Source organism: Microbacterium sp. RG1, from assembly GCF_005347485.1.
Taxonomy (GTDB): Bacteria; Actinomycetota; Actinomycetes; order Actinomycetales; family Microbacteriaceae; genus Microbacterium; species Microbacterium binotii_A.
In genome coordinates this window covers 1,144,056-1,167,769 of record NZ_CP034121.1, presented here as the reverse complement: position 1 = coordinate 1,167,769, position 23,714 = coordinate 1,144,056, and the positions used below count along the sequence as shown (strand labels likewise).

Here is a 23,714-nt window from a genome sequence, read left to right as displayed (position 1 = left end):
GCTGCGGGGCGCTGACACTCGGCCCACGCATACACCTTCCTGGCAGCGTGTCGGCGTGTCGAACCGATCTCTCGCCGTCGCCATCGGTGTGCTCCTCGCCCTGACAACAGTGAGCGGGTGCGCGGCTCTCCGGGGCCTCGCAACGCCGGACCCGTCGACGCTCGCTTCAGGGGATCGCCGAGCGGTCTCGGAACCCACGGCCCCCGCTCAGACGTGCGCCACCGTCACCGCCCAGCTCACCCTGACCGACGGCACTGCCGACGACACCGATGAGGCCACCCCGCCGGACACGGTACGGATCCAACAAGCGCTGGACGGTTGCGCGCAGACCGGCGACTCCGTCGTGGCGGTGCGGTTGGCCGCATCCGGACCGTTCGCGGATTTCCTCACGGCACCTCTCACGCTTCGGCAGGGCGAGGTGCTCGTGCTCGACTCCTCCGTGACGCTCTACGCCTCGCGCAATCCCGCCGACTACCAGATCGCGGGTCGAGAGGCCTGCGGCACGGTGGGCAGAAGCGGCGGCGGGTGCGCGCCGCTGCTGACTCTCTCCGGTGCGCACACCGGTCTGACGTCGGCACCCGATGCGGCAGGGCGCCAGGGCCGCGTCGACGGACGCGGCGGACAGACGATGTGGGGCGCGCAGCAGAGCTGGTGGGACCTCGCACAGGCGGCGAAGGGCCACGGGATCCAGAACGTGCCACGGCTCGTCCAAGCGTCGAAGGCGGATGACGTCACCCTGCACGACGTCGACCTGGTCGACGCCCCCGGTGTTCACGTCTCCTTCCAGAACGCCGACGGGCTCACCATCTGGGGAGTGCGCATCCAGACACCCGCGACCGCACGCAACACCGACGGGATCGATCCGGCCGGCGCGACGGATGTCACCATCGCCGACTCGTGGATCATGGACGGGGATGACGGCATCGCCATCAAGGCCGGTTCGCAACCGTCAGCGCACATCTCGATCCTCGGGAACCACCTCTTCGGAACCCACGGAATCTCGATCGGCAGCGAGACGACGGCCGGCGTGAGCGACGTGCTCGTCGCCGACGACACCGTCAGCGGCACCGACGCCTTGGGAAACGTCAGTGCGTCATCGACCGGCATCCGGATCAAGAGCTCGCCCAAGGTCGGCGGTGTCGTGCAGCAGGTGACGTATCGGCGCATCTGCGTCGATGCCGTCAAGGCGCCGATCGACATCGATCCGTTCTACGGGGGCACGAACGGTCCGAACGTCCCCCGGTTCCAGGACATCGTCGTGTCGGATCTGCGCGCCACGAACTCGCCACACGGAGCGACCTCGGTGCTGAAGGGGGCGGACGCCGCGCACCCGCTGCGCGTGCGACTCGAGAACGTCGACGTCGACGCCGGCGCGGTTCAGGCCTCCGACGCGGACATCACCGCATCCGGAGCTGTCTTCGGCGGGGCCGAACTGGACTCGAGCGATGGCGACGTACATGTCTCCAATGCGTCGAGCCGTACGGGTGCGCCCCAGGCGGGATCGTGTGGCTTCCCGCCCTATCCGCCGCTCTGATCGATCCCTACGTAGGCGTGCGGGTGCCCACGGAGCAGAGAGTCCGCGGGCACCCGTCTCACTCACCGTCGTCCGCCTCCTCCCTGGCCCATTCCGCCCGCGGCGGCCTGCCCGGCGGTCACCGTCGTCGTGGAGCCGTCGACGGCCACCGTGTAGCTCTCGCCGTCTGTCACGTCGGACGATGAGAACACGACCGAGGCGAACGTCTTGGTGGCGGTGTAGGAGGCGATCACCGCGCCCGAGGCATCGCTGATCTCCACCGTGGAGCCGGCCGATCCGTTCGCGCTCGCCGCAAGCCATCCCTGCGGCGAAGACTCCTCCGGCGACTCGGCCATTCCGCTGCTGCCGATCGCCACCAGGACGCCGCCGGACACGGTGATGCCGCCATTGGAGTCGAGCGCCCCGTTGTTCTGCGCGGTCGGACCGTAGACGGTCACCGTGCCACCTGTCATCTCGATCGTGCCGTTGGAATCCAGCCCATCGCCGTCGGCGTTCACGAGGAGCGTGCCGTCGGAGATCGTGAGGGTCTCCCCGCTGTCGCTCATCCCGCCACCGCCCGCGGCGCCCGAAGACGTGTTCCCGGAGGCGTTGAGCCCGTCATCGGACGAATTGACCTCGGTGGCGCCGCCGGCGATGCGGATGTCGGCGGATTCGATGCCCTCGTATGAGCGGCTGATCGTGATCGAGCCACCGGCGATCGCCAGCGCGGTCTCGGAGTGGATGCCGTCGTCGTCCGCAGCTAGCTCGATCGTTCCGCCGGTGATGATCGCGTCGGTCTGAGCGTCGATTCCGTCATCGCCTGCCGTGGCCTCGAGCGTGCCTCCGGTGATCCAGACGTAACCGCGGGCGGCGTCGTCGGTCTGGTCGCTCTTGAGCGCGTCGCCTCCTGCGGTGACAGTGATGGCGCCGGCCGAGATCACGAGCGAATCCTTGCCGCGCAACCCGTCATCCGCAGCCTCGACCGTGATCGTGCCGCCGATGACGGCGAGATCGTCGGTGGCGGAGATGCCGTCGTTGCCCGTGTCGGTGACGGACAATGATCCCGTCCCGGAGATGGTCAGGTCGGTGTCGGCATAGATCGCCGCGCTGGCCTCGTCTTCGGAGGATGTGGAGGCGGTGACCGAGTTCGTGGTGCCGCCGGCGAGGTTCACCGCGACATCGTCCGCCCCGACGACCTGGATGGCCGCCCCGTTCACGGCGGATATCGTCGCGTCGTCGAGGACGAGCACGACGAGTGCGTCGTCCGGAGCGTCGACGACGACCTGTCCGGCGAGTTCGCCCGAGAGTCGGTACACACCCGCCGAGGTGACGGTCACGGTCGACCCGGAGATGTCCACCCCTTCGGCATCGGTCGACGCTGTGTTGCCCGAGAGGGTGATCGAGACGGCATCGGCCAGGCTCCACTCGTCGTCCGTGACGACCGTGCCGTCGGCGTTCGCTGCCAGCAGCTCGGCGGCGGCCTGTGGGATCGCGGGATCGACGTCGGAGATCAGTTCCGTGGTCGAGGTCGTCGCCTGCGACGTGGTGGTCGCCTGCGTCGTCACGGCGCACCCCGCCAGGACCAGACCGGCGAGCCCGAGGGAGAGCGTGAGGGGAATCAGTCGGCGTCGCATGTCGCGTCCTTTCGATCAGTGCGGAGTTCGGTCGAGGAGGCGAAGGCTCCGGACAGGACCCGGTGCCACCGGTTGCGGGGAAGTTCCACGCGCATTGCCGCCATCCCGGTGGCGTACTTGCTGATGCGCTGGGGGCGGTGTCCCGCGCGCCAGAGGGCACGATCGAGCGCCCCGGGCCTCCCATCGGTCTTGGTCTCGATCACGGCGAACCGCGGCAGCGTGAAGCCCTCGCCGTCGGCGTCGACCCAACGCAGATCCGTGTCGATCGTCGATCGCGACGAGGCAGCGCCCGCGCCGCCCGGCCAGAGCAGCGTCGCCCGCCGGTACATCGTCTGCATCCTCGCGTCGAGCTCATCCGCCCGTGCCGGGTCCACTCCGATGGCACCGAACGCCACGGCCACCTCCTCACGCGCATCGCTCGTGAGACGGTCGGCCTCATCCGGGTCGTACGCGCCTCGTTCCTTGAGCGTGAGTCCACGCGCGCCGCGTGTCTTGAGTTCGAGATACGCGGCGCCGGTGTCGATGTAGGTGCGGGTACGCAGCTTGAATCGGCGGCGACGTCCCCGCGCAGCCAGCCTGTAGCTGAGCAGGTCGGGCGTGTCGAAGTAGACCGAACGGTAGGTGAGCTCGCGCTGGCCGTCGATCTCCAACGCCGCCGGAACTCCCGCGATCTCGCCCACCGAGGCAAGGAGTCGTCGCGCATCCTCTACCGGTACGACGTACTTGCGATCCACCCGGCTGAGCAGAGCCGCGTCCGCTGTCATCGTGTCGAGATCGACCGCGGGAAGCGCCGCGACGACAGCATCGAGTCCGGTGCCGACGCTCACTGGGTGCCCCCCACGATATCGGCGAAGGTCGCACCGTGTGTGGTGTCGGACTGCCGTCGAGCAGGCGCCTGTGCGGATGGCGCCTGCGCAGCCGGCCGGGCGCGGAAGCGCACGTCGACCAGTGTCGTGTCGTCGACGAGATCCAGCTGCTGCACGGTCAGGGCGGTCACATCGCCGTGGAGGATGTTCTCCAGCTCGGCACGCAGTTCGATCTCGTCCGCGATCGCGCGATCGAGGTGCACGACCTGATGGCGCGCTCGCGACAGGACGCGGGGGTGGTCTGCGATCGCGAGCACCGACACGATGAGAGCCACGAGGATGATCGGTGCGGCGAGCTCGCTGTGGGGTAGACCGCAGATCAGGCCGAGGGCGAGCGCCGCGAAGTAGTACGCGACCTCCCGCTGCGTGATCTCGCTCGAGCGCAGCCGGATGATCGAGAGGACGCCGAAGAGGCCGAGTCCGAGCCCGAGCGCGACCTCCGCTGTCCCGAGTACCGACGCGACGGCGAGCACTCCCACGTTGACGCCGAGGAAGGCCACGACCAGGTCGCGACGGCGGTGCCGGTGGAAATAGATGGCGCTCAGAGCGACGGCGGCGAGGATGTCGGTCGCGACGAGCGCGAAGGCGATGGGCGTCATCGGGTTCTCCCTGTGATGGTCGTTATGCCCTCGATTCCACCGATCGCACTGATGCGATCCGTCTCCACCGCTTCAGCGGAATCTCTCCGATCGCTGTGCGCCTCGTATGAGCGCACATCCGCATCCGCCCGGGCGAAGACCAGGCTGCGCTGGACGCCGTAACTCAGGACGAACAGCACGCACTCCGTGACCACCTTGGCGGGCAGCACCGCGAACCCGGCGCTCGTGAGGAACGACATCCACGCGATGTTGGAGGCGAGCAGAGCGGCCGCCAGGAGCGCGTACCGGACCGCCTGGCCGGCCATCGCCCCCTCTCGAGCACGGAAGACCGCCCGTCGGTTGATCAGGAAATTGGCGGTGGCCGAGAGCATCCTCGCCACGATGATCGACGGGATGAGCCAGCCGGTGACAGCCTCCATGACCAACAGCACGGCGGTGTCGATCAGAAAGGCCGCGAACGAGGATCCGGCGAACAGCAGCACCGGAAGGAGCACGCGCAGCGAGTCGCGAACGGGGCGGAAGTGACTGGACGCATTGCGGTCGAGGTACACGGTGGCGATGGGAACCTCACGGAGGTGGACGCCATCCGGCGCGAGGCGCAGGAGCATCCTCTGCTCGTACTCGAATCCTTCGCCCGGGATGCGGCGTGCCCACGCGATGCGCGCCGCGGGGATGCCGCGCAGTCCTGTCTGGGTGTCGGAGATGCGCCGTCCGGTGGCGGCGCGGAACAGCCCACCGGCGACCGCGTTGCCCACGCGGCTGCGCAGCGGCACGCGTCCGCGGAAGAGTCGCACGCCGAGTATCAGCGAAGCCCCGCCGGCATCCGCGTCGGCGCGGAGCGTCTCGGCGACGCGCAGGATGTCGGCGACCGTGTGCTGGCCGTCGGAGTCGGCGGTGACGACGGCCGAGTGCGGGTCGTGGGCGGCGATGTGCCCCAGCCCTGTCTTCAGGGCGGCGCCTTTGCCTCGGTTGCGCTCGTGCGCGATCACCTCGGCCCCTGCGGCGCGCGCCGCATCGAACAGCGCAGCAGAGGAGGGTCCGCTCCCGTCGTCGACGACGAGGACGTCGAGCTCCGGAGCTGTCTGAGCGAGCCGGGCCACGAGCTCGGGGAGCTGCGCTGTGGGCTCGAAGGACGGGATCAACACATACATCACTCAGCCCGCCACGTAGAGGATGTCGCTCGTGCCGCGTTCGCCCCCGTTCGACGGCGAGTTGATCACCTGCCCGTTGAAGTACATGGTGGACGAACCACCGCCGTCGAGGTTGTACGCGGTGGTCGCGCCGAGCGAGATCATGATGTCGGCCAGCTCGGGAAGGGTCACGCCCTCGCTGTAGCCACTTTGCCTGCCGTCGACGACCACGAACACGAGATGGTTGTCATCGATCACGCCGACCGCAGTTCGAGGCTGATCGCCTTGGATCGAGTGGTTGCCCACGTTCGTGTCGATCTCCACGTCCTCGATGCCCGATACGGTCTGCCCGTCCTGGACGATGGCCGGTCCGAAGCTCAGCGTGTTCCACACTCCGGCATCGAGCAGGGCCTGCGCACTCGTCTGCGTCTCGTCGTAGACCTCGACATGGCCGTCCGTATAGAAGGCCAGTCCCTGGCGGGCGGGTTCGTCGCGGTAGATCACTCCGTTGCGGATCTCGATGCCCGTCGAACGGAAGCCGTAGTAGTCGCCGTTGATGGCGAAGACGGCATCGTTGTCCTCGGCGATCGCGCTCGTCGTCTCGATGATGTTCTCGCCGAACTGATCGTTTGCGAACGCGGAGCGGAGATCTGTGGCGTCTCCCAGAACCACGTCCGCCACGTAGTACGTGACCGTGTCGGAGCCGCTGCCCTCGGTGACCGTGGAGATCGTCACCGTCGTGGACCCGGCGCTGTACTGCGTGTCGGTCAGTACGGTGGTCGCTGGCGACGACGCCTCCGTCGTCGCGGTGACCGTCGAATGCTCCGCTTCGTAGGCGGACACGTCCGAGATCTCGACGTGGGGGATGAGGAAGCGATCCGCGGCCCACCACGCGCCGCCCCCGACGGTGAGGGCCAGCGTCACCGAGGTGGCTACGACGACGCGTCGGGAGCGCTTGCTCCATCGTCTGCGTCGTCGGTTCGTGGGTCGCGCGCCGTCGGCGAACGAGTCGGCGGTGGGAGGTCGACGTTTGGGGGCCATGCCTCCATGGATACGGGGCGGTTGCCTGTGCGACCCATGTCTCAGCGTCGACGGGGCTATGCGACGCTATGCGTCCGCTGTGGTCTCCGAGGACGCGGCGTCCTCGGAGACGCTCACTTCTCGGGAGGCGCCACGACCCGGGGCGTCGCGGGGTTCAGGAAGTCGCCGGTGCCGACGCGCGCGTGCCGACGGGAGTAGGCGAAGTAGATCGCGACGCCGAGGGCGAGCCAGATGAGGAAGCGCAGCCACGTCTCGACCGAGAGGTTCAGCATCAGGTAGGTGCAGATCAGCGCCGAAAGGATCGGGAGCACGGGACTCCAGGGCACACGGAACCCGCGTTTCAGATCGGGACGTGTGCGACGAAGAACCACGACACCCACCGAGACCAGCACGAAGGCCGACAGCGTGCCGATGTTCACCATCTGCTCGAGGACGCCCACGGGCGTGACCCCCGCGACGACGGCGACGACGATCGTCACCACGATCGAGATGACCCACGGGGTGCGCCAGCGCGGGTGCACGCGCGCGAGCTTCTGCGGCAGCAGACCGTCGCGCGACATCGCGAAGATGATCCGCGTCGCACCGATCAGCAGCGTGAGCACGACCGTGGTGAGCCCCGCGACCGCGCCGGCCGAGATGACCGTCGCCATCCATGACTGGCCGTGGTACGCGAACGCGTTGGCGAGGGCGGCCGCGGGGTCGAGATCGCGGTAGGAGACCATGCCGGTGACCACCAGTGCCACGGCGCAGTAGAGGATCGTGCAGATGATGAGCGAGGCGATGATGCCGATGGGCATGTCGCGCTGCGGGCGCCGAGTCTCCTCGGCGGTCGTCGCCACGACATCGAACCCGATGTAGGCGAAGAACACGAGAGCGGCACCGGCGAGGATGCCGCCGACGCCGAACGTGGCCGGCTCGATGCCGGACAGGAACTGCAGCAGCGGCTGCGTGAGTCCGGAGGTGGATGCGGTCGCCTCGGCGGGCGGGACGAACGGGGCGTAGTTGGCGGGGTTCACGAACATGAGTCCGGCGACGATGACGAACAGCACGATGAAGAGCTTGACCGCGACGAGCACGAGGTTGACGCGCAGCGACTCCTTGATGCCGATCGTCATGAGTGCGCCGAGCACGAGAACGAGCAGGATCGCGGGCACGTCCACCGCACCGCCGTACGAGAGCTGCTCGGGCAGCACGATACCGAGCTGCTCGAGGAAGGCGCCGAGGTAGGCGCTCCATCCCTGCGCGACGACGCTGGCGCCGAGGAACATCTCAAGGATGAGGTCCCACCCGATGATCCAGGCGAAGAACTCTCCGAGAGACGCGTAGGAGAACGTGTACGCCGAACCCGACACCGGCACCGTCGAGGCGAACTCGGCGTAGCACATGGCCGCGAGGCCGCACGCGATCGCCGCGATCACGAAGCTGATGACGATGGACGGACCGGCGACCTCGTGCGCGGCGCGCCCCGTGAGCGTGAAGATTCCGGCGCCGATCACGACTCCCACGCCGAACACCGTGAGATCGAGCGCGCTGAGCGACTTCTTGAGGCGGAACTCCGGTTCCTCGGTATCGGCGATGGACTGCTCGACCGATTTGGTGCGGAGAAGACTCACGTGGTGCTCGCTTTCGACGGATTCCGTGGCGTCCGAAGCCACTCAGGGAGGATATCCGCCGTCGACGGCGTGCGCAGGGTGTGTCCCGCCGTGTGTACAACTGCGCACAGGAGTGGTACTCGACCGGCGGCGCGCGACGGATTCCGTCGGCGCAGGTCGACGGATTTTCCCGGCGCGCGGCCGAAGCGCGGCGAAGCGATAGGGTGTGCACTGGAGACATGACCGGTTCGGGCCGCATCCCGGACGCCGCCGCACGCCGCGGCGGCGGCGGTGTTGCGGTGTTCCTGTGCGTGTCGTTCGGCGTGACGTGGATCGTGTGGGCACCGTTGGCCGTCGAGGCGCAGCAAGGCGGGCTCGCCACGGTGCCGTGGACGTTCTTCCTCGGCTCGCTCGGACCTGCCTGCGGCGCGGTGGCCGCATCCCTCTGGGAGGGCGGACCCGCGGAGCTGGCGCGGTGGGTGCGGCGCGCGTTCTCCGTGCGGTTCCCCGCGCGGTGGTGGATCGCCGCGATCGGCATGCCCGTGGTCTACGTCGTCGTCGGATACGGCGTCGCCGCGGTGGTGTCCGGATCCTGGCCCGATGCCTCACAGTTCGGTGCGACAGAAAAGCTGCCCGGTCTTGCCTGGCCGCTCGTGGCGCTCGTGTGGGTTCTCACCTTCGGGCTGGGGGAGGAGTCGGGATGGCGCGGGTGGCTCCTGCCCGCCCTCGCACGCCGGATGTCGGTGTTCTGGGCGACGTTGGTCGTCGCCGCGGTCTGGATCGGCTGGCACGCTCCGGCGTTCCTCTTCAATCCGACCTACACCGCCATGGGTGCGGGGATCATCGGCTGGATCCTCGCGCTCATCACGGGATCGTTCCTTCTGTCTTGGATGGCTCAAGGTGCACGCTGGAGCATCGTGCCGGTGCTGATCTTGCACGCCGGATTCGACTTACTGACAGCCGCGGATCAATCCGCGGGCGTCATCGCGTCGACGATCAGCGCGATCGTGATGGCGCAGGGGCTCGTCTGCGCCTGGCTGCTGTGGCGAGACGCTCGCCACAGCCCGGTGCGCGCCCCTATGCTCACCCCATGACTGAGCCAACGAAGGAACAGCTCGAAGCATCCGACAAGGTCGAGAAGCGCACGGTGGGCGGCGAGCTCCGCTATTACCTCAAGAACATCAAGGAGCACTGGCCCGCCGTCGTCGAGCAGCATCCGGATGCCGCGGGCCACGAGGCGTGGTGGACGCCGGACGGCAAGTTCCACGCGACCCATGATCAGTTGCGCCGCGACGCGATGATCGGCGGCATCGTCTAGCCCGCCCTCTCGCGGAGAATCCGCCGGCCCAGGGCCGACGTAGGGTGGCGGGATGGTCGATATCGAGATGCGGGCGCTCGATGCCGGGGCGGTGGTGATCTCGGATGCGCGCGGACGATCGCGGCGGACCGTCGAGGTCGGCGCCTTCGAGATCGGTGTGTACCCCGTGACGGAGGAGGTGCTCGCGGAGCTTCTCGGTATCGAGGTGCGCCGCCCGCGGGTGCCCGCGACCCACCTCAGTTGGCTGCGCGCGGTTCGACTGTGCAACGCCGCATCCGAGTGGGAGGGACTCGATTCCGCCTACGGGTTCGACGGTGCCGAGGTCACCTGGCACCGGGATGCCGACGGTTACCGCCTCCCGACCGAAGCTGAGTGGGAGTACGCGTGCCGCGCCGGCTCCACGGCCGCGCACTACGGCCCCCTGACGGAGGTCGCATGGACGGCGGCGGACGGAGCGACTCGTCCGCAGCCGGTGGGTGGGAAGATGCCGAACCTCAACGGACTCTTCGACACCCTCGGCAACGTGTGGGAGTGGTGCTGGGACCTCCTCGACCCGTCGGGCGACGACGATCGTCGGGTCTTCCGCGGCGGCAGCTTCGCGAGTGATGCGTTCAGTGCCAGGGCCTCGACGCGTCGCGGCGCCTTGCCGGATGCGGGCGGAGACGACATCGGGATGCGCCTGGCCCGCGGTCCACAAGAGGCGTAGCGCACCCTCCGCGACCCCCTACGCTGGGTCGGATGAGCGGCGAGGAGGACCCGGGGGAGCTCGCCCCGCGCGCGGACGGCGAAGAGCGATTCGCCGATGACCGTCCCCGGCCGACCCCGCTCTGGGCACTGCTGTCGCGGTGGCTGGTGCGGTGGGAGGGGTGGCTTCGCTCTCACGGCGGTCGGCCGCTTCGCATGGCGATCGGCGGTTTCTGGCTCGTGGTCACGGCGGTCGCCGCCTTCCTTCTGGTGGGGCCGGTCATCAACCCGCCGCTGGGGCTGGAGGAGATCACCGACTCCGCCAAGAACGCCACCGACACCTGGATCGCGCGGGACTTCGACGTCGACTACACGTTGACGCGCGACGATGAGGGCCGGCTGCAGGCGGAGGTCGTCGAGACGATCACGGCCTTCTTCCCCGACGACGTGGATGAGTCGGGCATCCGGCGCGTGCTGTCGACGCAGTACCAGGGACACGACCTCGCGCCGCGTGACGTGACGGCGTCGATCGACGGCGTCGCTGTCGAGCCCCGCCTGCGGGAGCGAGGGGACCGACTCACGTTCGTGCTCGACACCGGTGAACGGCTGAGCGGCGATCACGAGTTCGTGCTGCGCTACCGCATCCAGGACCTCGCCTACATATCGACCGATGACGTCACGGGCGACGCCGTCGATCTGCTGGAGTGGAGCGTGTTCGGGCCGGACTGGCCGCAGGGATTCGCGGCGCTGGACGTCAGCGTCACGGTGCCGGACGAGCTCGACGCGCTGCTCGTTCGTCAACCCTCCGGCGGTGTCGCGTGGACGCTTGTGAGCGGCACGGACTGGCTGGAGCCCGAGGAGAACGCGCCGCCGGGCCAGAAGGTGTACGGATTCGCCGTCGACCAGAACGTCCCCCCGCACGCGGCCGCGTGGTTCCGGATGCTCTTCCCCGCCGGCACCTTCGCCATGCCGCCGCCCACCGGGCTGTTCCTGGTGCAGACCTTCGGGCCCCTTCTGCCGCTCGCGATCCTGCTTCTCACGCTGCCGTTCGCCATCGCCGCCCGCGCTGTGGCGTGGAGCGATGCCCGCGGTCGCCCCTGGTACGTCGCGCAGGACGATCCGCCGAAGGGTGTTTCCGTCGCACAGGCCGTCCAGATCGTGCGTCGGCCGCGCACCCGTGAGCTCGCGCTCGCCCTGGATGCGGTGAGCGGCACGCGGCGCTCCGCCCGACGCACGGCCCTGATCGCCGCGGGACGCGCGGCGCGGCGGACCGGTCGGGTGGGCGACCGGTTCCGGGCGCGCGCGGGGTACCCGCTCGACCGAGCCAGATCGCGGAGGGGTTCCGACGCATTCCGAGCGGCTTCGTCCGCGACTGGTTCATCGCAGCGCCGCTCGCGCTGACGGTGGTGCAGCTCGCCATCATCCGTCAGCTCTCGCACCAGGAGACGCTCGCCGTGATCTGGTGGCCCGGTGTGTTCGTCCTCGTCTCGCTGGCGGTGTCCGCCGTCGTGCTGTGGCTCGCCGTCTCCGCCCGGCCGCTGACCCGAAAGGGCGCTCTCGCACGGCAGTATCTGGCGGGCATCGACGTCTACGCCCGCCGCACGTCGGCGCTGGAGCGCACCACGCTCGACGACGCGTTGCTGCCCTACGCCGTGGTCGTGGCCGACCCGCGGGAGGCTGGACGCCGCGTCTCGGCGCTCGTCGAGCGGGAGCTCGGCGGCGACGCGGAGCTGCGGGCATGGCGCACCACGGACTTCCTCTCATGGCCGCGTCTGCTCGTGCGCGCCGCCGCGCTCCTGATCGTCGCGGGTGCCGTGGGCATCGCCGCGGTGATGCCCAATCCCTACCTTCGACTCAGCACGTACGACCGGTGGGACTTCGAGGACGCGGGCACGCTCTACACGCAGGTCACCAGCGTGTCCGTCGAGGCGCGCCTCAGCGCGGACGGCGACAAGCCGCGTCTCGACGTGGTGCAGACCACCGTCGTCGACTTCGACGACGAGTCCGCCCGCGTGCCGCAGTTCGCGACCCCCGTCCTCGCCCGGGTCGAGGGGCAGTCCCTCGGCCTGGAGGTCGACGAGGTGCGCGTCGACGGCGAGGCAGTACCGTTCCATCTGTCGATCCGCGACGACGCCGGCACCATCACGACCGCCATGACCGAGGTGCGCAGCGGCAGGGGCGAGGTCGAGGTGCGCTACACCTACACCTCGCCGGCCGTGGCGGGGGAGGCGTCGCGGGCATCGGGGCGAGAGGGGGAGCGGGTCGACCGCATCCGATGGGCGGGACTGGTGGACGGGTGGGAGAGCGGGTGGACGTACCCGTCCAAGCCCGATCCGGTCACCGTCTCGGTGCGTGTGGACGACGATGTGGCGCAGCAGGCCTTCGCGGCCGGTTGGTTGCGGGAGGACCCCGCGACATCCGAGGATTCGCGCGACTGGAAGGACTCGTCGTACCCGTTCGGCACGCTCGAGAGCGAGTTGGAACCCCCGCCCTCCTCGGGGGCGAAGGGCGGGACGATCACGGAGTCGGACGACACCTCGTCGGATGCGCGTGTGCATTCGTTCGAGGTCACCCACGGTGAGTACGGCTACCCCACGGACAGCCTCTACTCGGATCTCGGGATCCTCATGGAGTTCCCCGCCGGAACGTGGGCGGGTACCGATCCCGCCGCGCGTGACGCGAAGCAGTTCGCGTGGGCGCTTCCCACGATCATCGTGCTCTCGACGGCCTCCGTCGCGGTGATCCTGGGTGTCGCCGCGGTCATCGTCTGGCGCGTGCGAGGAACCCGCCAGATGTCACCCGGCCTCGTCCGCGACGTCTTCTGGTGGCTCACTCCGGCGGCCGCACTGGGTGCCATCATCGTGGGCGTGTGGGCCACGGCCGACATCCCCGCCGATTGGCCCGAGGTGGCCCTGCAACTGCCGGCGTGCGGTCTCGCTCTGGTCGCCGCCATCGCCGCGGCTGTCGCGGTGCGGCCCGTCGCTGCACCCCGGCGACCCGACAACCGCGCCTGGATGCGGGCGCGCGACCCGCAGCGAGACGCCTGAGCCCTGCGGCTCAGTCGCGCATCGCGTTGCCGATGTAGGAGTACTTCACGAAGACCTCCGCGGCGATCCCGGCCTCCTCGAGCACCCCCTGTACGGCAGCGAGCATGTAACGCGAGTCCCAGCCCATGTAGAGGAAGGCGCCGTCGCCGAGCTCGTCCCACTGCCCGTTCCACGCTCGCGTCTCATACACGGGACCACCGCGTCGCGCACTGAACGACAGGAGGTCCTCGCGGGCGTCGGCCCAGAGCCGTTTGAAGATGCGGTTGAACAAGGACGCGATGTCGTAGATCTCCCAGTGTTCGCCGCGGTACTCCACGTATGACCACTCCTGCTGCCAGCCCGGCGGGAAGCCACGGCGCTTCTTCGCGTCGAGGATGGGGGTCAGATCGTCGTCGTCGATGAGCACATCGGCTCGGCGGCGCCACACCGTGAGGAACAGCTCGATGAGCTCCACGGTGCGCCGGGAGATCGCGGCGGTGTTCCACGCCTCGAGGTCGGAGACGGATGCGGTCAGCTCGACGGCGCTGCGGCGGTACAGGTCGCGCTTGTCCGGGAACGAACGGTCGAGCGCGCGCTCCGCGAGCGGCTCTTCGAGCAGCGCGAGATTGCCCAGCGTCGCCGCGAGCGCCCGGTGGCTGTTCTGCTCGTCCTCCGAGAACTCGCTCCACGTGCGCACGCCGTCGCCGCTCCATCCGTCTCCCGGTGCGAGCGGAACGATGTGCTCGACGTCGAGATCCGCCGCGGAGTCACGTCCGGCCAGCCGTGCCAGCACGTACGCCGGATGCGGCAGGGGAGTGAACTTCAGGGCGATCCGCATCCGCTCGTCGGAGGGCGTGATGCGTCCGAAGGCGTGGCTCAATGCCTCAGCGCCTTCGGCGCGTGCGCGACACAGACGGGCGACGAGCCGGTCGTTGGTGAGGCCGGCGACGAGGCGACGCAGCAGCAGCGCCTGCAGATCCTCCAGCGTCTCGATCAGTGCGTCGCGGCCGATGAGACCCTGCTCGCGGTCTCGGTACGCGGCCATGACCAGCGGGAAGGTGCCGCGCCCGAACGTGCCCAGGAAGCGGAGCTGCGCGGCGACGCCTTCGTCGGGGGTGTGCGCGGGTTCGAGGAGGACGCGGTAGATCTCCGAGTACGCCTTCCACTCGGCCGCGTCCCTCTCCAGCGTCTCGGCCTCGAGCACCGGGAACTCGCCGCGGAACGCGTCGTAGACGGCGCGCGTCGTGCCGCCCGTGAGCTCTCGGCCGGTGCGCATCACCAGGTAGTGGCGCCAGAAGTCCGCGATGGCCTCGCCGGTGTTCTGCTCGATCGGCAGCCAGAACCGCTCCTCGATCTCGGTCTGCTCCGCGTGCGTGAGACCCATGAGGATGTAGTTGTGGATCAGCTCGTGATCCCGCAGGGGCTCACCCGTCGAGTTCAGGCTCTCGAAGATCTGCTGCGCGTTGGCGTCGGCGCCGAGCGCGATGGCGACGTGCTCGAGGCGCTGAAGCCCTCGCCAGATGCGGGGCGCCTCCTCGGGCCGGATCTGGCTGCGGAAGAACGCGTAGTTGTCGTCGAAGCGCGATGTGCGATCCTCGGCGTCCGCACCTCGTCGATCGAGCACCACGCTCTCGAAGACGTCCGCCCACGCCCGGTGGGGGCGCAGCTTCGTCCGGTGGCTCTCGCCGCCGCGCACGAGCACCTCGTGCAGGCGTGCCGCCAGCGCGGGGTCGGTGTCGCGCACGGTGTGTTCGAGGGCGGCGACCAGAAGCATGAGCGTCGTGATGCGCTGCTGGCCGTCGATGAGCACGAGCTCGGCGTCGTCGGATTCCCCGCCGCGCGACGACAGGATGGAGGCCAGGAAGTGCGTGTGGCCCTCCGGGAGATCGGCGACCTGGCGGACGTCGGCCAGCAGCTGCTCGCATCCGCCGATGTCCCATCGGTACTGCCGTTGGTACACGGGAACGACGATGGCGAGGTCGGGATCGCTGAGCCAGGCGATCGTGTTGACGGCGGTCGCATCGACGTTGGTGGCGGTGGCCATGATCCTCGATCTCGTTGCGGGCGGAGCGCGTCGCGCGGGGCGACCAGACCACTCTAGGCCGGGGCCTCGGGCCTCCCGGGTATTGCAGAGGTGCCCGAGTAGGCTGACCTTACCTGGGCCAGTAAAAACGCGCTGACCCCCCACCGAAAGGCATGATTCGTCATGGGTTACATCAAGTCCGCCGCTCTCGAGGAGACCGGCTACGTCGTCCTCGACAGCTACAACCAGGAGCTCGATCCCAAAGAGTGGCTCGACATCGAGTACAACGACTGGAAGTCCTCGGGCGACACCCGGTTCGCTCCTCTCGCCAGTGCCTTCGGCGAGATCGAGTGCAACGGGTTCTGGAACCACAAGCCGCCGCGCACCGACAAGGACGGCGTCTGGATCGACTCGCAGGTCGCCAAGGCTCCGAACCTCGTGCGTCGCGCGCAGGAGCCCGGCGCGAACGTCGGCCGCTGCCGCGTCATCGAGCTGCAGCCCACGCCCTACGGCGACTGCCTCTACAACCTCCACCAGGACGACAACAACCGCCTGAACCCGGACGGCACCGGCTGGGTCGTGCGCGGGTTCTTCAACCTGACGGACGACAAGGACAGCTACTTCGTCCTGCGTGAGAACCGCACAGACCCGCGTGGCGAGGTGCGCATCGCGCTCCCCGCCGGCGCGCAGCTGATCATCGACACGCAGCGCCTCTGGCACGCGGCCACGCACAACGGCACCGACCCGCGCTATTGCCTCATCACCTCGTGGACGTCGGGCCCCGAGCTCGACGCCTACATCGAGAAGTACCACGGCGTGAACCACGTCGAGAGCGTCGAGGTGCCGCAGGACGTGCTCGAGCACGGCTACGCGGAGCAGGCGCGCAAGGATGCGGCGCGCGCCGCCTATTACGCGGCGAAGGGCCAGGCGGCCGTCCAGGCCATGAGCGAAGCCTGAACCGCCTCGCACAACGGTGGCCCGGTCCGCACTGCGGACCGGGCCACCGTTTTGCGTGCCGACGTCCGCGCGTCAAGAGGCGATGTTCGCAGGGAGTGATCGCGCAGGATGAAACCGAACGAGGGGGAGGGCATGCAGCCGAGTGAGGTGGTCGTCGACGCGCCCAGAGCGCGCGCCGTGCGGACGTGGATGATCGTCATGGTCGTCTGCACGATCGTGGGAGGGTGCGCGTTGATCGTGGCGGCGATTCTCGGGCTGATGATCGCGTCCGTAGGGATGGGTGTGGTGCCTGCCGCGCTGATTCTCGCTTTCGGAGGGTTCCTGCTCTTCGTCATCGCGATCGTGGCGTCGTTCGTGCGCGTCGACATGTTCTCGACCGACATGAGAGCGATCGAGTTCGCCGTCGCGAACGCCGGATACGGACACGTCGATGCGCGGCGTGTCCTGCGCGGAGACTCCGTCGTCACGTCCTCCGGGCACTGGGCGCGGATGCGGCGCACCTCCGACGGGCAACGCAGTTGGATGATCGTCACTCTCACGCCTGCGGGGCCGCGGCTCCTGTGACCACAGCGCATGTGGTTTTTACCCGGCGCAACCGTTCCTTTGTGTGGCTTTGTGTTGTAATGTGTTGATCCTTCGAGGAGGATCATGTACGCAACGGAGCGCCAGGCGGCGATCGAGAGAATCTTGGACGCCGAGGGACGACTTGTGGTCGTCGACCTCGCGGCGCGCTTCGATGTCACCACCGAGACCGTGCGCCGCGACCTCGCGACTCTGGAGCAGCGCGGTGTTCTGCAGCGTGTGCACGGCGGCGCCGTCGCTCAGGGCCGCTCCAGCACCCGCGAGACGTCCATCAGCGAGCGCATCCATGAACGCAGCGACGCGAAGGGACGGATCGCGCGGGCCGCACTGAACCTCCTCGGCGACCGCTTCAGCGGATCCGTGCTGCTGGACGCCGGCTCCACAGTCGGCGCACTCGCCCAGGAGCTGCCATCGCATCTGGCTGCGCGCGGAGGACGAGCGGATGTGGTCACCCACTCCTTCGCACACGCACCTCTGCTCGCCGAACAGGACGGCATCGACCTCACCCTCGTCGGCGGTCGCGTGCGTCGCGTCACGGGCGCAGCGGTCGGGGCGACCACCGTCGCCGCCATCCAGAACCTTCGACCCGACATCGCCTTCCTCGGTACCAACGGACTCTCCGCCTCGTTCGGCCTCAGCACCCCCGACCCGGAGGAGGCGGCGGTCAAGCGCGCGGCGGTCGCGGCGGCACGCCGCGTCGTCGTCCTCTGCGACGCCCAGAAGTTCGACCTCGAGCTGCTCGTCTCGTTCGCGCCGCTCGCCGCGCTCGACGTGCTCGTGACGGATGCGGCCCCGCCGTCCTCGCTGGCCGAAGCGCTGGAGCGCGCCGACATCGAGGTGGTGCAGGCATGATCGTCACCGTCACCGCGAACCCCTCTCTCGACCGAGCGGTCTCGCTTGCCGGCCCGCTCGAGGTCGGCGAGGTGCAGAGCGCTCTCGGCGTCCGCGAGGATGCCGGAGGGAAGGGCGTGAACGTCTCCCGCGTCGTCGCCGCGGCGGGAACGCCGACACTCGCCGTGCTTCCGCTCGCCGAGCAGGATCCGTACGCAGCGGCGCTCGCGCAGACCGGCATCCCCGTTCGATCCGTCCCCGTCCACGGCCACGCCCGTGCGAACCTCACCTTGGCCGATCCGCAGGGGACGACGACGAAGATCAATCTGCCCGGCGCCGAGCTCGACGCGGCGGATGCGGACGCGCTCATCGGCACGATCGTGGCGGCCACCGCGGGCGCCGACTGGCTCGTGCTCGCGGGATCCCTCCCGCCAGGTGCCGGTGACGACTTCTACGTGCGCGTGATCCTCGCCGTTCGCGCCGCGCACGGCGACGCGACGCCTCGCATCGCCGTCGACACCTCGGGTGTCGCACTCGCGGCCGCTGTGGCCGAGGCTCGCCCGGACCTCATCAAGCCCAACGAGCATGAACTCGCCGAACTCACCGGCGCCCCCGCCGACACCCGTGACATCGACGGGATCATCGCGCTCGCTCAGGACCTCGTCGGCCCGCGCGTCGGTGCAGCACTGGTGACGCTCGGCGCAGCAGGGGCCCTGCTGGTCACCGAGGACGGCGTCTGGGTGGGAACGGCCCCGCGCATCACCGCGGTCAGCACGGTGGGCGCGGGCGACAGCTCCCTCGCCGGATATCTACTGGCCGATGTCGCCGGCGCCGAGCCTGAGGAACGTCTGCGCAGGGGGATGCGCTACGGCGCCGCCGCCGCATCCCTTCCCGGAACCCAACCCCCGACCCCGGCGGATCTTGTCACCGCCGAGATTCCCGTGCAGCGGATCATCCGCTGACGAACCCGACCACTGGAGGTCATCGTGTCCGACACCATCACACCGGAGCTCGTCGTCCTCGACGAGGATCTCGGCGCCGACAAGGCAGCCGTCATCCGGGCCCTTGCCGCGCGCGTGGTCGCCGCGGGTCGGGCCACGGATGCCGAGGCTCTCTTCGCCGACGCCTGGGCGCGCGAGGAGAAGGATGAGACCGGCCTGCCCGGCGGCATCGCGATCCCGCACGCCAAGAGCCCCGCCGTCTCGCAGGCCTCTCTTGCCTTCGCCAGGCTGAAGCCCGCGGTGGCTTTCGGCGCCGCGGACGGCCCCGCCGATCTCGTCTTCCTCATCGCGGCGCCTGCGGACGCCGCCGAGGAGCACCTCGCCGTGCTGTCCCGCCTGGCCCGAAGCCTCATGCAGGAATCGTTCACGAGCGACCTGCGCCAGGCCGCAGATGCGATCGCCGTGGTGTCCATCGTCCGTCAGGCGATCGGCGAGGAGGAGGCCGCAGCGCCCGCGGCGACCCCGTCGGCGCCCGCCGCATCCGCTTCCACCGCGCTCGAGGTCGACGGTCGCCCCGCACGGATCGTCGCCGTCACCGCCTGCGCGACCGGTATCGCGCACACCTTCATGGCCGCCGACGCGCTGACCGCGGCCGGCAAGGAGCAGGGCATCGACCTCATCGTCGAGCCCCAGGGCTCCAGTGGCTACAAGGCGCTTCCGCAGAGCGTGATCGACGACGCTGACGCGGTGATCTTCGCCGTCGACGTGGATGTGCGCGAGCCGCAGCGCTTCGCCGGTAAGCCCGTCGTGCGCTCGGGGGTTAAGCGCGGCATCGAGCAGCCCGTCGCCCTCATCACGGAGGCCCTCGCGGCGGCGAAGGACCCGAGCGGTGCGCGCGTCCCGGCTGCGTCCGGCGGCGCCTCGGCTACCAGCAGCGCTCCCGCACAGAACGAGCGATGGGGTGCCAAGATCCAGCGGATCCTGCTCACGGGCGTGAGCTACATGATCCCGTTCGTGGCCGGCGGCGGTCTGTTGATCGCGCTCGGATTCCTCCTGGGCGGCTATCAGGTGACCGCCGACGCCGGCAAGGTGATCATCGACAACTCGCTGTGGAACCTGCCGACGGAGAACATCACGTCGCCGCTGGGTCCCATCGGCCAATACCTCGGCTCCGTCGCCTTCATGATCGGCGCGACGTCGATGGGCTTCCTGGTGTCTGCGTTGGCGGGCTACATCGCCTTCGCGATCGCCGACCGCCCCGGCATCGCCCCCGGTTTCGTCGCGGGTGCCGTCGCGGTACTCATGAACGCGGGCTTCATCGGCGGCATCATCGGCGGTCTGCTCGCCGGTTTCATCGCCTGGTGGCTCGGACGCCTCAACCCGCCTCGCTGGCTGCGGGGTCTCATGCCGGTCGTGATCATCCCGCTGGTGGGCTCGATCATCGCCTCGGGTCTGATGATCCTCTTCCTGGGCCGGCCGATCGCGGCTCTCATGGACGCGCTGAACGTGGGCCTGACCGACCTCGCGGGAACCGGAGCGATCGTCGTCGTCGGCATCATCCTCGGCCTCATGATGTGCTTCGACCTCGGCGGCCCCGTCAACAAGGTCGCCTACGCCTTCGCCACCGCAGGTCTCGCGAGTGCGTCGACCGCCGACATCCACGCCGTGCCGTTCCTGATCATGGCGGCGGTCATGGCCGCGGGCATGGTCCCGCCGCTGGCCATGGCTCTGGCGTCCACCGTCCTGGCTCGCGGCCTGTTCACGCCCGTCGAGAAGGAGAACGGCAAGGCGGCCTGGTTGCTGGGTGCCGCCTTCATCAGCGAGGGTGCCATCCCGTTCGCGGCCGCCGACCCGTTGCGCGTCATCCCCGCCAACCTCATCGGCGGTGCCGTCACGGGCGGACTGAGCATGGCTCTCGGGGTCTCGTCCCTGGCGCCCCACGGCGGGATCTTCGTGTTCTTCGCCATCGACCCGATCTGGGGCTTCCTGGTGGCACTGGTCGCAGGGACCCTGGTGACCGCGCTGGCGGTCGTCGCGCTGAAGAAGTGGGTCGGAAGCAAAGAACTCGCTCAGGCGCAAGCGGCGGCAGCACCCGTCGCGGCCTGAGAGCATAGAAGGGTAAGACGAGAGGAATCACTCATGGCAGAACGTCAGGCGACAATCGCCAGCAGCTCGGGGCTTCACGCGCGCCCCGCCAAGCTCTTCGTGCAGGCGGTGCAGGAGAAGAAGCTCCCCGTCACGATCGCCCTTGAGGGCGGCCCCGACCTGAACGCGGGAAGCATCCTGTCGATCATCGGTCTCGGTGTTTCGCACGGCAGTGTCGTGACCCTGAAGGCGGAGGGCGAGGGGGCCGAGCAGGCTCTCGACGAGCTCGTCGCCCTGCTCGAGACGGACCTCGACGCCGAGTAAGGCATCCTTCAGACGCCGAAGGCGGATGCGGACACCTCCGGGTGCCGCATCCGCCTTCGTCGTTCCTGTTCAGAGTTCGAGAGCGTCGCCCGGCTCGAGAACGACGAGATCGCCACCGTGCTGCTCTGCGGACCACTTCAGGCGGGCTCGCCCCATCTCCTTGCCCGCGACCGACAGCGTCATGTCGTGTGTGGCGAACACCTGGCGCGGCTTCACGGCGAGGACGAAGTCCATGGCGTCGCCGATCTTCAACCAGGGTGCGCCGACGGGCGCGGCGAGCACGGCCACGTCGTGTCCCTTGGGCGGGGCGTACGAGTCGCCCGGATAGTAGAACGTGTCGTCGACCAGCACGCCCACGTTGTCGATCACCGGGATGCTCTCGTGGATGACGGCGTGGCGACCGCCGAAGAAGCGGAGACGGAACGGCTCCACATCAACCGTGTCGCCGGGGGCCACGACGGTGATGTCGTAACCGGGTGCCGCGTTCTTGACGCCCTCGGGCGCGTAGATGGGCAGCCCGGGATTCGCGGCGACGAGGCGGTCGATGTGATCGGCCGTCCAATGGTCTGGGTGCTCGTGCGTGATCACGAGGGCTGCGACGTTCGCCGTGTCGGGCAGGGGAGTCGTGAACGAACCGGGGTCGATGATGAGCTTGCGGCCCTGCTTCTCGAGGGTGAGGGCGGCATGCTCGTGCTTGGTGATTCGCATGACGCGAGTCAACTCTTCAGGGGTCGCCGAGGCAACCCGACACGGATCCCGGCCTCGATTTGGCGCAACGCAAGACCGCATGGCATACTTGAACGGTTGCCACGGCAGCGGCCCCATCGTATAGCGGCCTAGTACGCCGCCCTCTCACGGCGGTAACGCGGGTTCGAATCCCGCTGGGGTCACCAACAGAAAACCCCCGGTCAATCCGGGGGTTTTCTTGTTTTCTGGATGGCTCCCGCTTCGGCGGTGTCCCTCTCGTGTAGTGCGCGCGGGTCACCGAAGCAATCCCCTCAGGTCGCGTCCGGTCACGGCATACGGTGCCGACGTCCGAGACGATCGAGGGGAGCAGGATGTGGACGTGACCGAGAAGATCGGTGAGCTGGCGACGGCCGCGGGCATCCGCGTCGCGGCGGCGGAGTCGCTGACCGGAGGGCAGGTGTGCACGGCCCTCGGGGCGACGCCGGGCGCATCCGACTGGTTCGCCGGAGGAGTCGTCGCCTACACGATCGAGACGAAGAATCTCGTGCTCGGGGTGCCCGAAGACATCGACCCGTGTTCGGCGGAGTGCGCGCGGACGATGGCTGCGGGGGTGCGCGATGCGCTGGAGGTGGATGCGGCCGTCGCGACGACGGGTGTGGGCGGGCCGGATCCGCAGGACGGGCACGCCCCCGGAACCGTCTTCATCGGCTGGGCGCGGGGGCCGCACGCCGGAGCGCGCGAGTTCTCCTTCGAGGGAGACGACCCGGAGCAGATCGTCGAAGCGACCACGCACGCGGCGCTCGAGATGCTCGCCGAGGTCCTGGATGGTGCGTCAGGCGTCGACGACCGCTGAGGGCTCAGTGGTGCGGCACGACCGGGACGGTGCCGTCATCGCGCAGCAGGATCCCGTCCTGGACGGCGCCGAGCGCGGGGGTCACCAAGACCGCGATGAGGGCGGCAGCGGCGAGCAGCTGGCCGACCCGCAGATGCTGCGCGGGGACGTCGCGGCGCGTGGCTGCTGCCGCACAGGCTCCGAGGGTCACGCTGAAGGCGACGCACACGGCGACGCCCACGATGCTCGTGTGTGCGGGTTCGCTCGCCAGCAGCGACGTGGCGACGAGCACCGCGAGGAGGGTTCCCGCCGTGATCCAGCGAGGAGCGAGGAGACGGCCGGCCCGGAGTGCTGCGATGCCCCATCCGAGTCCGCCGAGCCCGAGCGCAGCGGCACCGACTCCGAGGACCCGATTCGCCGATGTCGCGTCCGGGAGGACGACGGCGCCCGCCCCGAGGGCAGCGAGCACGAGCGCTGCGCCCCATGCGAGCGCGGCCGGCCACGGGCCGGCGAGCAGGGCTGCCCGCCGACCCGTAGCCGCGCTGGTGTGCTGAGCGCTCATGCCGTGGCGACGCGGGCGCCGCGGTCGGCGCCGACGCCGATGGCCAGCAGCACGACGGCGCTGCCGAGGTGCAGGAAGTGGTCGGGGACGTTCAGCGCCAGGATGTTGGCGGCCGTGCCCACGAGGAAGAACCCGGCCACGCCGAGCAGCAGGTAGGCGGCGCCGACGACGGTGTTCACCGTCTTGGCTGCACGGACGTTGGCGAGGCCAGCGACGAGCAGCGCCGCACCGATGAGCAGGTGAGCGACGTTGTGCAGCGGGTTCACGGCGAAGATGCCGAGGAGGAGCCCTCCTTCGGTGGCGAGGAAGCCCACGCCACCGGTGACGGCGAAGCCGAGGAGACCGACGAGGAGATAGATCGCGCCGAAGATGGTCGCGACGAGGCGGTTCGGGGAAGAGCTCATGATGACCTCCGGTGTAGGGAGGATGCGACCGTGTGCCGCATCCATCACTTGTTCGTCACGGCCCCGAGAACGGATGGGAGGAC

At 69.2% G+C, this 23,714-nt stretch carries 23 protein-coding genes and 1 tRNA gene; 14 read left to right on the top strand and 10 right to left on the bottom strand.

Annotated elements, in window-relative coordinates; all coding sequences use genetic code 11:
* Nucleotides 1-55: 55 nt before the first annotated feature.
* Nucleotides 56-1,534, top strand: a complete 1,479-nt coding sequence (locus EHF32_RS05610) for a glycoside hydrolase family 28 protein (protein ID WP_137417220.1) — start codon at nt 56-58, stop codon at nt 1,532-1,534.
* A 62-nt stretch (nt 1,535-1,596) separates the two neighbouring features.
* Here EHF32_RS05610 and EHF32_RS05605 read toward each other — a convergent pair whose 3' ends face one another.
* The 6 genes from EHF32_RS05605 to EHF32_RS05580 form a co-directional block, all read right to left on the bottom strand.
* On the bottom strand, nt 1,597-3,147 hold the full coding sequence (locus EHF32_RS05605) for a carbohydrate-binding domain-containing protein (RefSeq protein WP_137417218.1): 1,551 nt from the start codon (nt 3,145-3,147) through the stop codon (nt 1,597-1,599).
* Complete coding sequence (locus EHF32_RS05600) at nt 3,132-3,974, bottom strand: polyphosphate polymerase domain-containing protein (RefSeq protein WP_238343799.1); 843 nt, start codon at nt 3,972-3,974, stop codon at nt 3,132-3,134. Before EHF32_RS05600 ends, EHF32_RS05605 begins: the two co-directional genes overlap by 16 nt.
* Complete coding sequence (locus EHF32_RS05595) at nt 3,971-4,612, bottom strand: DUF4956 domain-containing protein (protein WP_137417217.1); 642 nt, start codon at nt 4,610-4,612, stop codon at nt 3,971-3,973. The genes EHF32_RS05600 and EHF32_RS05595 overlap by 4 nt, the downstream gene beginning before the upstream one ends.
* A complete protein-coding gene (locus EHF32_RS05590) occupies nt 4,609-5,763 on the bottom strand; it encodes a bifunctional glycosyltransferase family 2/GtrA family protein (protein ID WP_137417215.1) in 1,155 nt (384 codons plus the stop codon). The genes EHF32_RS05595 and EHF32_RS05590 overlap by 4 nt, the downstream gene beginning before the upstream one ends.
* Before the next feature lie 3 nt (nt 5,764-5,766).
* Nucleotides 5,767-6,783 (bottom strand): phosphodiester glycosidase family protein, encoded by a 1,017-nt coding sequence (locus tag EHF32_RS05585; RefSeq protein WP_137417213.1) that lies wholly within the window; start codon nt 6,781-6,783, stop codon nt 5,767-5,769.
* Nucleotides 6,784-6,896: 113 nt separating this feature from the next.
* On the bottom strand, nt 6,897-8,396 hold the full coding sequence (locus tag EHF32_RS05580) for an amino acid permease (RefSeq protein WP_137419138.1): 1,500 nt from the start codon (nt 8,394-8,396) through the stop codon (nt 6,897-6,899).
* A 218-nt stretch (nt 8,397-8,614) separates the two neighbouring features.
* Here EHF32_RS05580 and EHF32_RS05575 point away from each other — a divergent pair, with 218 nt between their 5' ends.
* Genes EHF32_RS05575 through EHF32_RS05555 form a run of 5 tightly spaced genes read left to right on the top strand, consistent with a single transcriptional unit; the run spans nt 8,615 to nt 13,424 of the window.
* Complete coding sequence (locus EHF32_RS05575) at nt 8,615-9,469, top strand: CPBP family intramembrane glutamic endopeptidase (RefSeq protein ID WP_137417212.1); 855 nt, start codon at nt 8,615-8,617, stop codon at nt 9,467-9,469.
* Nucleotides 9,466-9,693, top strand: coding sequence for a hypothetical protein (locus EHF32_RS05570; protein WP_137417211.1), 228 nt, complete (start codon nt 9,466-9,468; stop codon nt 9,691-9,693). The genes EHF32_RS05575 and EHF32_RS05570 overlap by 4 nt, the downstream gene beginning before the upstream one ends.
* Before the next feature lie 52 nt (nt 9,694-9,745).
* Entirely contained in the window at nt 9,746-10,399 is a 654-nt protein-coding gene (locus EHF32_RS05565) for a formylglycine-generating enzyme family protein (RefSeq protein ID WP_137417209.1), read from the top strand.
* A 32-nt stretch (nt 10,400-10,431) separates the two neighbouring features.
* Entirely contained in the window at nt 10,432-11,778 is a 1,347-nt protein-coding gene (locus tag EHF32_RS05560; RefSeq protein WP_137417207.1) for a DUF2207 domain-containing protein, read from the top strand.
* Between the two features lie 5 nt (nt 11,779-11,783).
* The gene (locus EHF32_RS05555; protein ID WP_137417205.1) at nt 11,784-13,424 is read left to right on the top strand and encodes a M1 family metallopeptidase; all 1,641 of its coding nucleotides are present in this window, start codon (nt 11,784-11,786) and stop codon (nt 13,422-13,424) included.
* A gap of 10 nt (nt 13,425-13,434) precedes the next feature.
* Here the strand turns inward: EHF32_RS05555 and EHF32_RS05550 are convergent, their stop codons facing one another.
* A complete protein-coding gene (locus EHF32_RS05550) occupies nt 13,435-15,447 on the bottom strand; it encodes a DUF262 domain-containing protein (RefSeq protein WP_137417203.1) in 2,013 nt (670 codons plus the stop codon).
* A 162-nt stretch (nt 15,448-15,609) separates the two neighbouring features.
* Here EHF32_RS05550 and EHF32_RS05545 point away from each other — a divergent pair, with 162 nt between their 5' ends.
* From EHF32_RS05545 to EHF32_RS05520, 6 genes are all read left to right on the top strand, one after another.
* Nucleotides 15,610-16,383, top strand: coding sequence for a hypothetical protein (locus tag EHF32_RS05545; RefSeq protein WP_137417202.1), 774 nt, complete (start codon nt 15,610-15,612; stop codon nt 16,381-16,383).
* A gap of 132 nt (nt 16,384-16,515) precedes the next feature.
* Nucleotides 16,516-16,947, top strand: coding sequence for a hypothetical protein (locus EHF32_RS05540; protein WP_137417201.1), 432 nt, complete (start codon nt 16,516-16,518; stop codon nt 16,945-16,947).
* Between the two features lie 84 nt (nt 16,948-17,031).
* The gene (locus EHF32_RS05535; RefSeq protein ID WP_137417199.1) at nt 17,032-17,817 is read left to right on the top strand and encodes a DeoR/GlpR family DNA-binding transcription regulator; all 786 of its coding nucleotides are present in this window, start codon (nt 17,032-17,034) and stop codon (nt 17,815-17,817) included.
* On the top strand, nt 17,814-18,758 hold the full coding sequence (locus EHF32_RS05530) for a 1-phosphofructokinase family hexose kinase (RefSeq protein ID WP_137417197.1): 945 nt from the start codon (nt 17,814-17,816) through the stop codon (nt 18,756-18,758). Before EHF32_RS05535 ends, EHF32_RS05530 begins: the two co-directional genes overlap by 4 nt.
* Before the next feature lie 24 nt (nt 18,759-18,782).
* Entirely contained in the window at nt 18,783-20,843 is a 2,061-nt protein-coding gene (locus tag EHF32_RS05525; protein ID WP_137417196.1) for a PTS fructose transporter subunit IIABC, read from the top strand.
* Nucleotides 20,844-20,876: 33 nt separating this feature from the next.
* Nucleotides 20,877-21,146: an HPr family phosphocarrier protein gene (locus EHF32_RS05520; RefSeq protein WP_137417194.1), complete on the top strand. Its 270-nt coding sequence runs from the start codon at nt 20,877-20,879 to the stop codon at nt 21,144-21,146.
* Nucleotides 21,147-21,215: 69 nt separating this feature from the next.
* Here EHF32_RS05520 and EHF32_RS05515 read toward each other — a convergent pair whose 3' ends face one another.
* The gene (locus tag EHF32_RS05515; protein ID WP_137417192.1) at nt 21,216-21,854 is read right to left on the bottom strand and encodes an MBL fold metallo-hydrolase; all 639 of its coding nucleotides are present in this window, start codon (nt 21,852-21,854) and stop codon (nt 21,216-21,218) included.
* A 109-nt stretch (nt 21,855-21,963) separates the two neighbouring features.
* Between EHF32_RS05515 and EHF32_RS05510 the strand changes: the two genes are divergently transcribed.
* A tRNA-Glu gene (locus EHF32_RS05510) sits at nt 21,964-22,039 on the top strand.
* A 173-nt stretch (nt 22,040-22,212) separates the two neighbouring features.
* Nucleotides 22,213-22,686: a CinA family protein gene (locus tag EHF32_RS05505; RefSeq protein WP_202876836.1), complete on the top strand. Its 474-nt coding sequence runs from the start codon at nt 22,213-22,215 to the stop codon at nt 22,684-22,686.
* A gap of 4 nt (nt 22,687-22,690) precedes the next feature.
* On the opposite strand, the gene EHF32_RS05500 is transcribed toward EHF32_RS05505, so the two are convergent.
* Both EHF32_RS05500 and EHF32_RS05495 read right to left on the bottom strand, forming a co-directional pair.
* The gene (locus EHF32_RS05500) at nt 22,691-23,227 is read right to left on the bottom strand and encodes a hypothetical protein (protein WP_137417189.1); all 537 of its coding nucleotides are present in this window, start codon (nt 23,225-23,227) and stop codon (nt 22,691-22,693) included.
* On the bottom strand, nt 23,224-23,631 hold the full coding sequence (locus EHF32_RS05495) for a DUF4383 domain-containing protein (RefSeq protein WP_137417187.1): 408 nt from the start codon (nt 23,629-23,631) through the stop codon (nt 23,224-23,226). Before EHF32_RS05495 ends, EHF32_RS05500 begins: the two co-directional genes overlap by 4 nt.
* Between the last annotated feature and the right edge of the window lie 83 nt (nt 23,632-23,714).

What these genes read in the sequence shown, in the direction of transcription:
- EHF32_RS05605 (WP_137417218.1), bottom strand. Translation starts at nt 3,147, where the DNA reads ATGCGACGCCGACTGATTCCCCTCACGCTCTCCCTCGGGCTCGCCGGT.
- EHF32_RS05595 (WP_137417217.1), bottom strand. Translation starts at nt 4,612, where the DNA reads ATGACGCCCATCGCCTTCGCGCTCGTCGCGACCGACATCCTCGCCGCC.
- EHF32_RS05590 (WP_137417215.1), bottom strand. Translation starts at nt 5,763, where the DNA reads ATGTATGTGTTGATCCCGTCCTTCGAGCCCACAGCGCAGCTCCCCGAG.
- EHF32_RS05585 (WP_137417213.1), bottom strand. Translation starts at nt 6,783, where the DNA reads ATGGCCCCCAAACGTCGACCTCCCACCGCCGACTCGTTCGCCGACGGC.
- EHF32_RS05575 (WP_137417212.1), top strand. Translation starts at nt 8,615, where the DNA reads ATGACCGGTTCGGGCCGCATCCCGGACGCCGCCGCACGCCGCGGCGGC.
- EHF32_RS05570 (WP_137417211.1), top strand. Translation starts at nt 9,466, where the DNA reads ATGACTGAGCCAACGAAGGAACAGCTCGAAGCATCCGACAAGGTCGAG.
- EHF32_RS05565 (WP_137417209.1), top strand. Translation starts at nt 9,746, where the DNA reads ATGGTCGATATCGAGATGCGGGCGCTCGATGCCGGGGCGGTGGTGATC.
- EHF32_RS05560 (WP_137417207.1), top strand. Translation starts at nt 10,432, where the DNA reads ATGAGCGGCGAGGAGGACCCGGGGGAGCTCGCCCCGCGCGCGGACGGC.
- EHF32_RS05550 (WP_137417203.1), bottom strand. Translation starts at nt 15,447, where the DNA reads ATGGCCACCGCCACCAACGTCGATGCGACCGCCGTCAACACGATCGCC.
- EHF32_RS05545 (WP_137417202.1), top strand. Translation starts at nt 15,610, where the DNA reads ATGGGTTACATCAAGTCCGCCGCTCTCGAGGAGACCGGCTACGTCGTC.
- EHF32_RS05540 (WP_137417201.1), top strand. Translation starts at nt 16,516, where the DNA reads ATGCAGCCGAGTGAGGTGGTCGTCGACGCGCCCAGAGCGCGCGCCGTG.
- EHF32_RS05535 (WP_137417199.1), top strand. Translation starts at nt 17,032, where the DNA reads ATGTACGCAACGGAGCGCCAGGCGGCGATCGAGAGAATCTTGGACGCC.
- EHF32_RS05530 (WP_137417197.1), top strand. Translation starts at nt 17,814, where the DNA reads ATGATCGTCACCGTCACCGCGAACCCCTCTCTCGACCGAGCGGTCTCG.
- EHF32_RS05520 (WP_137417194.1), top strand. Translation starts at nt 20,877, where the DNA reads ATGGCAGAACGTCAGGCGACAATCGCCAGCAGCTCGGGGCTTCACGCG.
- EHF32_RS05515 (WP_137417192.1), bottom strand. Translation starts at nt 21,854, where the DNA reads ATGCGAATCACCAAGCACGAGCATGCCGCCCTCACCCTCGAGAAGCAG.
- EHF32_RS05500 (WP_137417189.1), bottom strand. Translation starts at nt 23,227, where the DNA reads ATGAGCGCTCAGCACACCAGCGCGGCTACGGGTCGGCGGGCAGCCCTG.
- EHF32_RS05495 (WP_137417187.1), bottom strand. Translation starts at nt 23,631, where the DNA reads ATGAGCTCTTCCCCGAACCGCCTCGTCGCGACCATCTTCGGCGCGATC.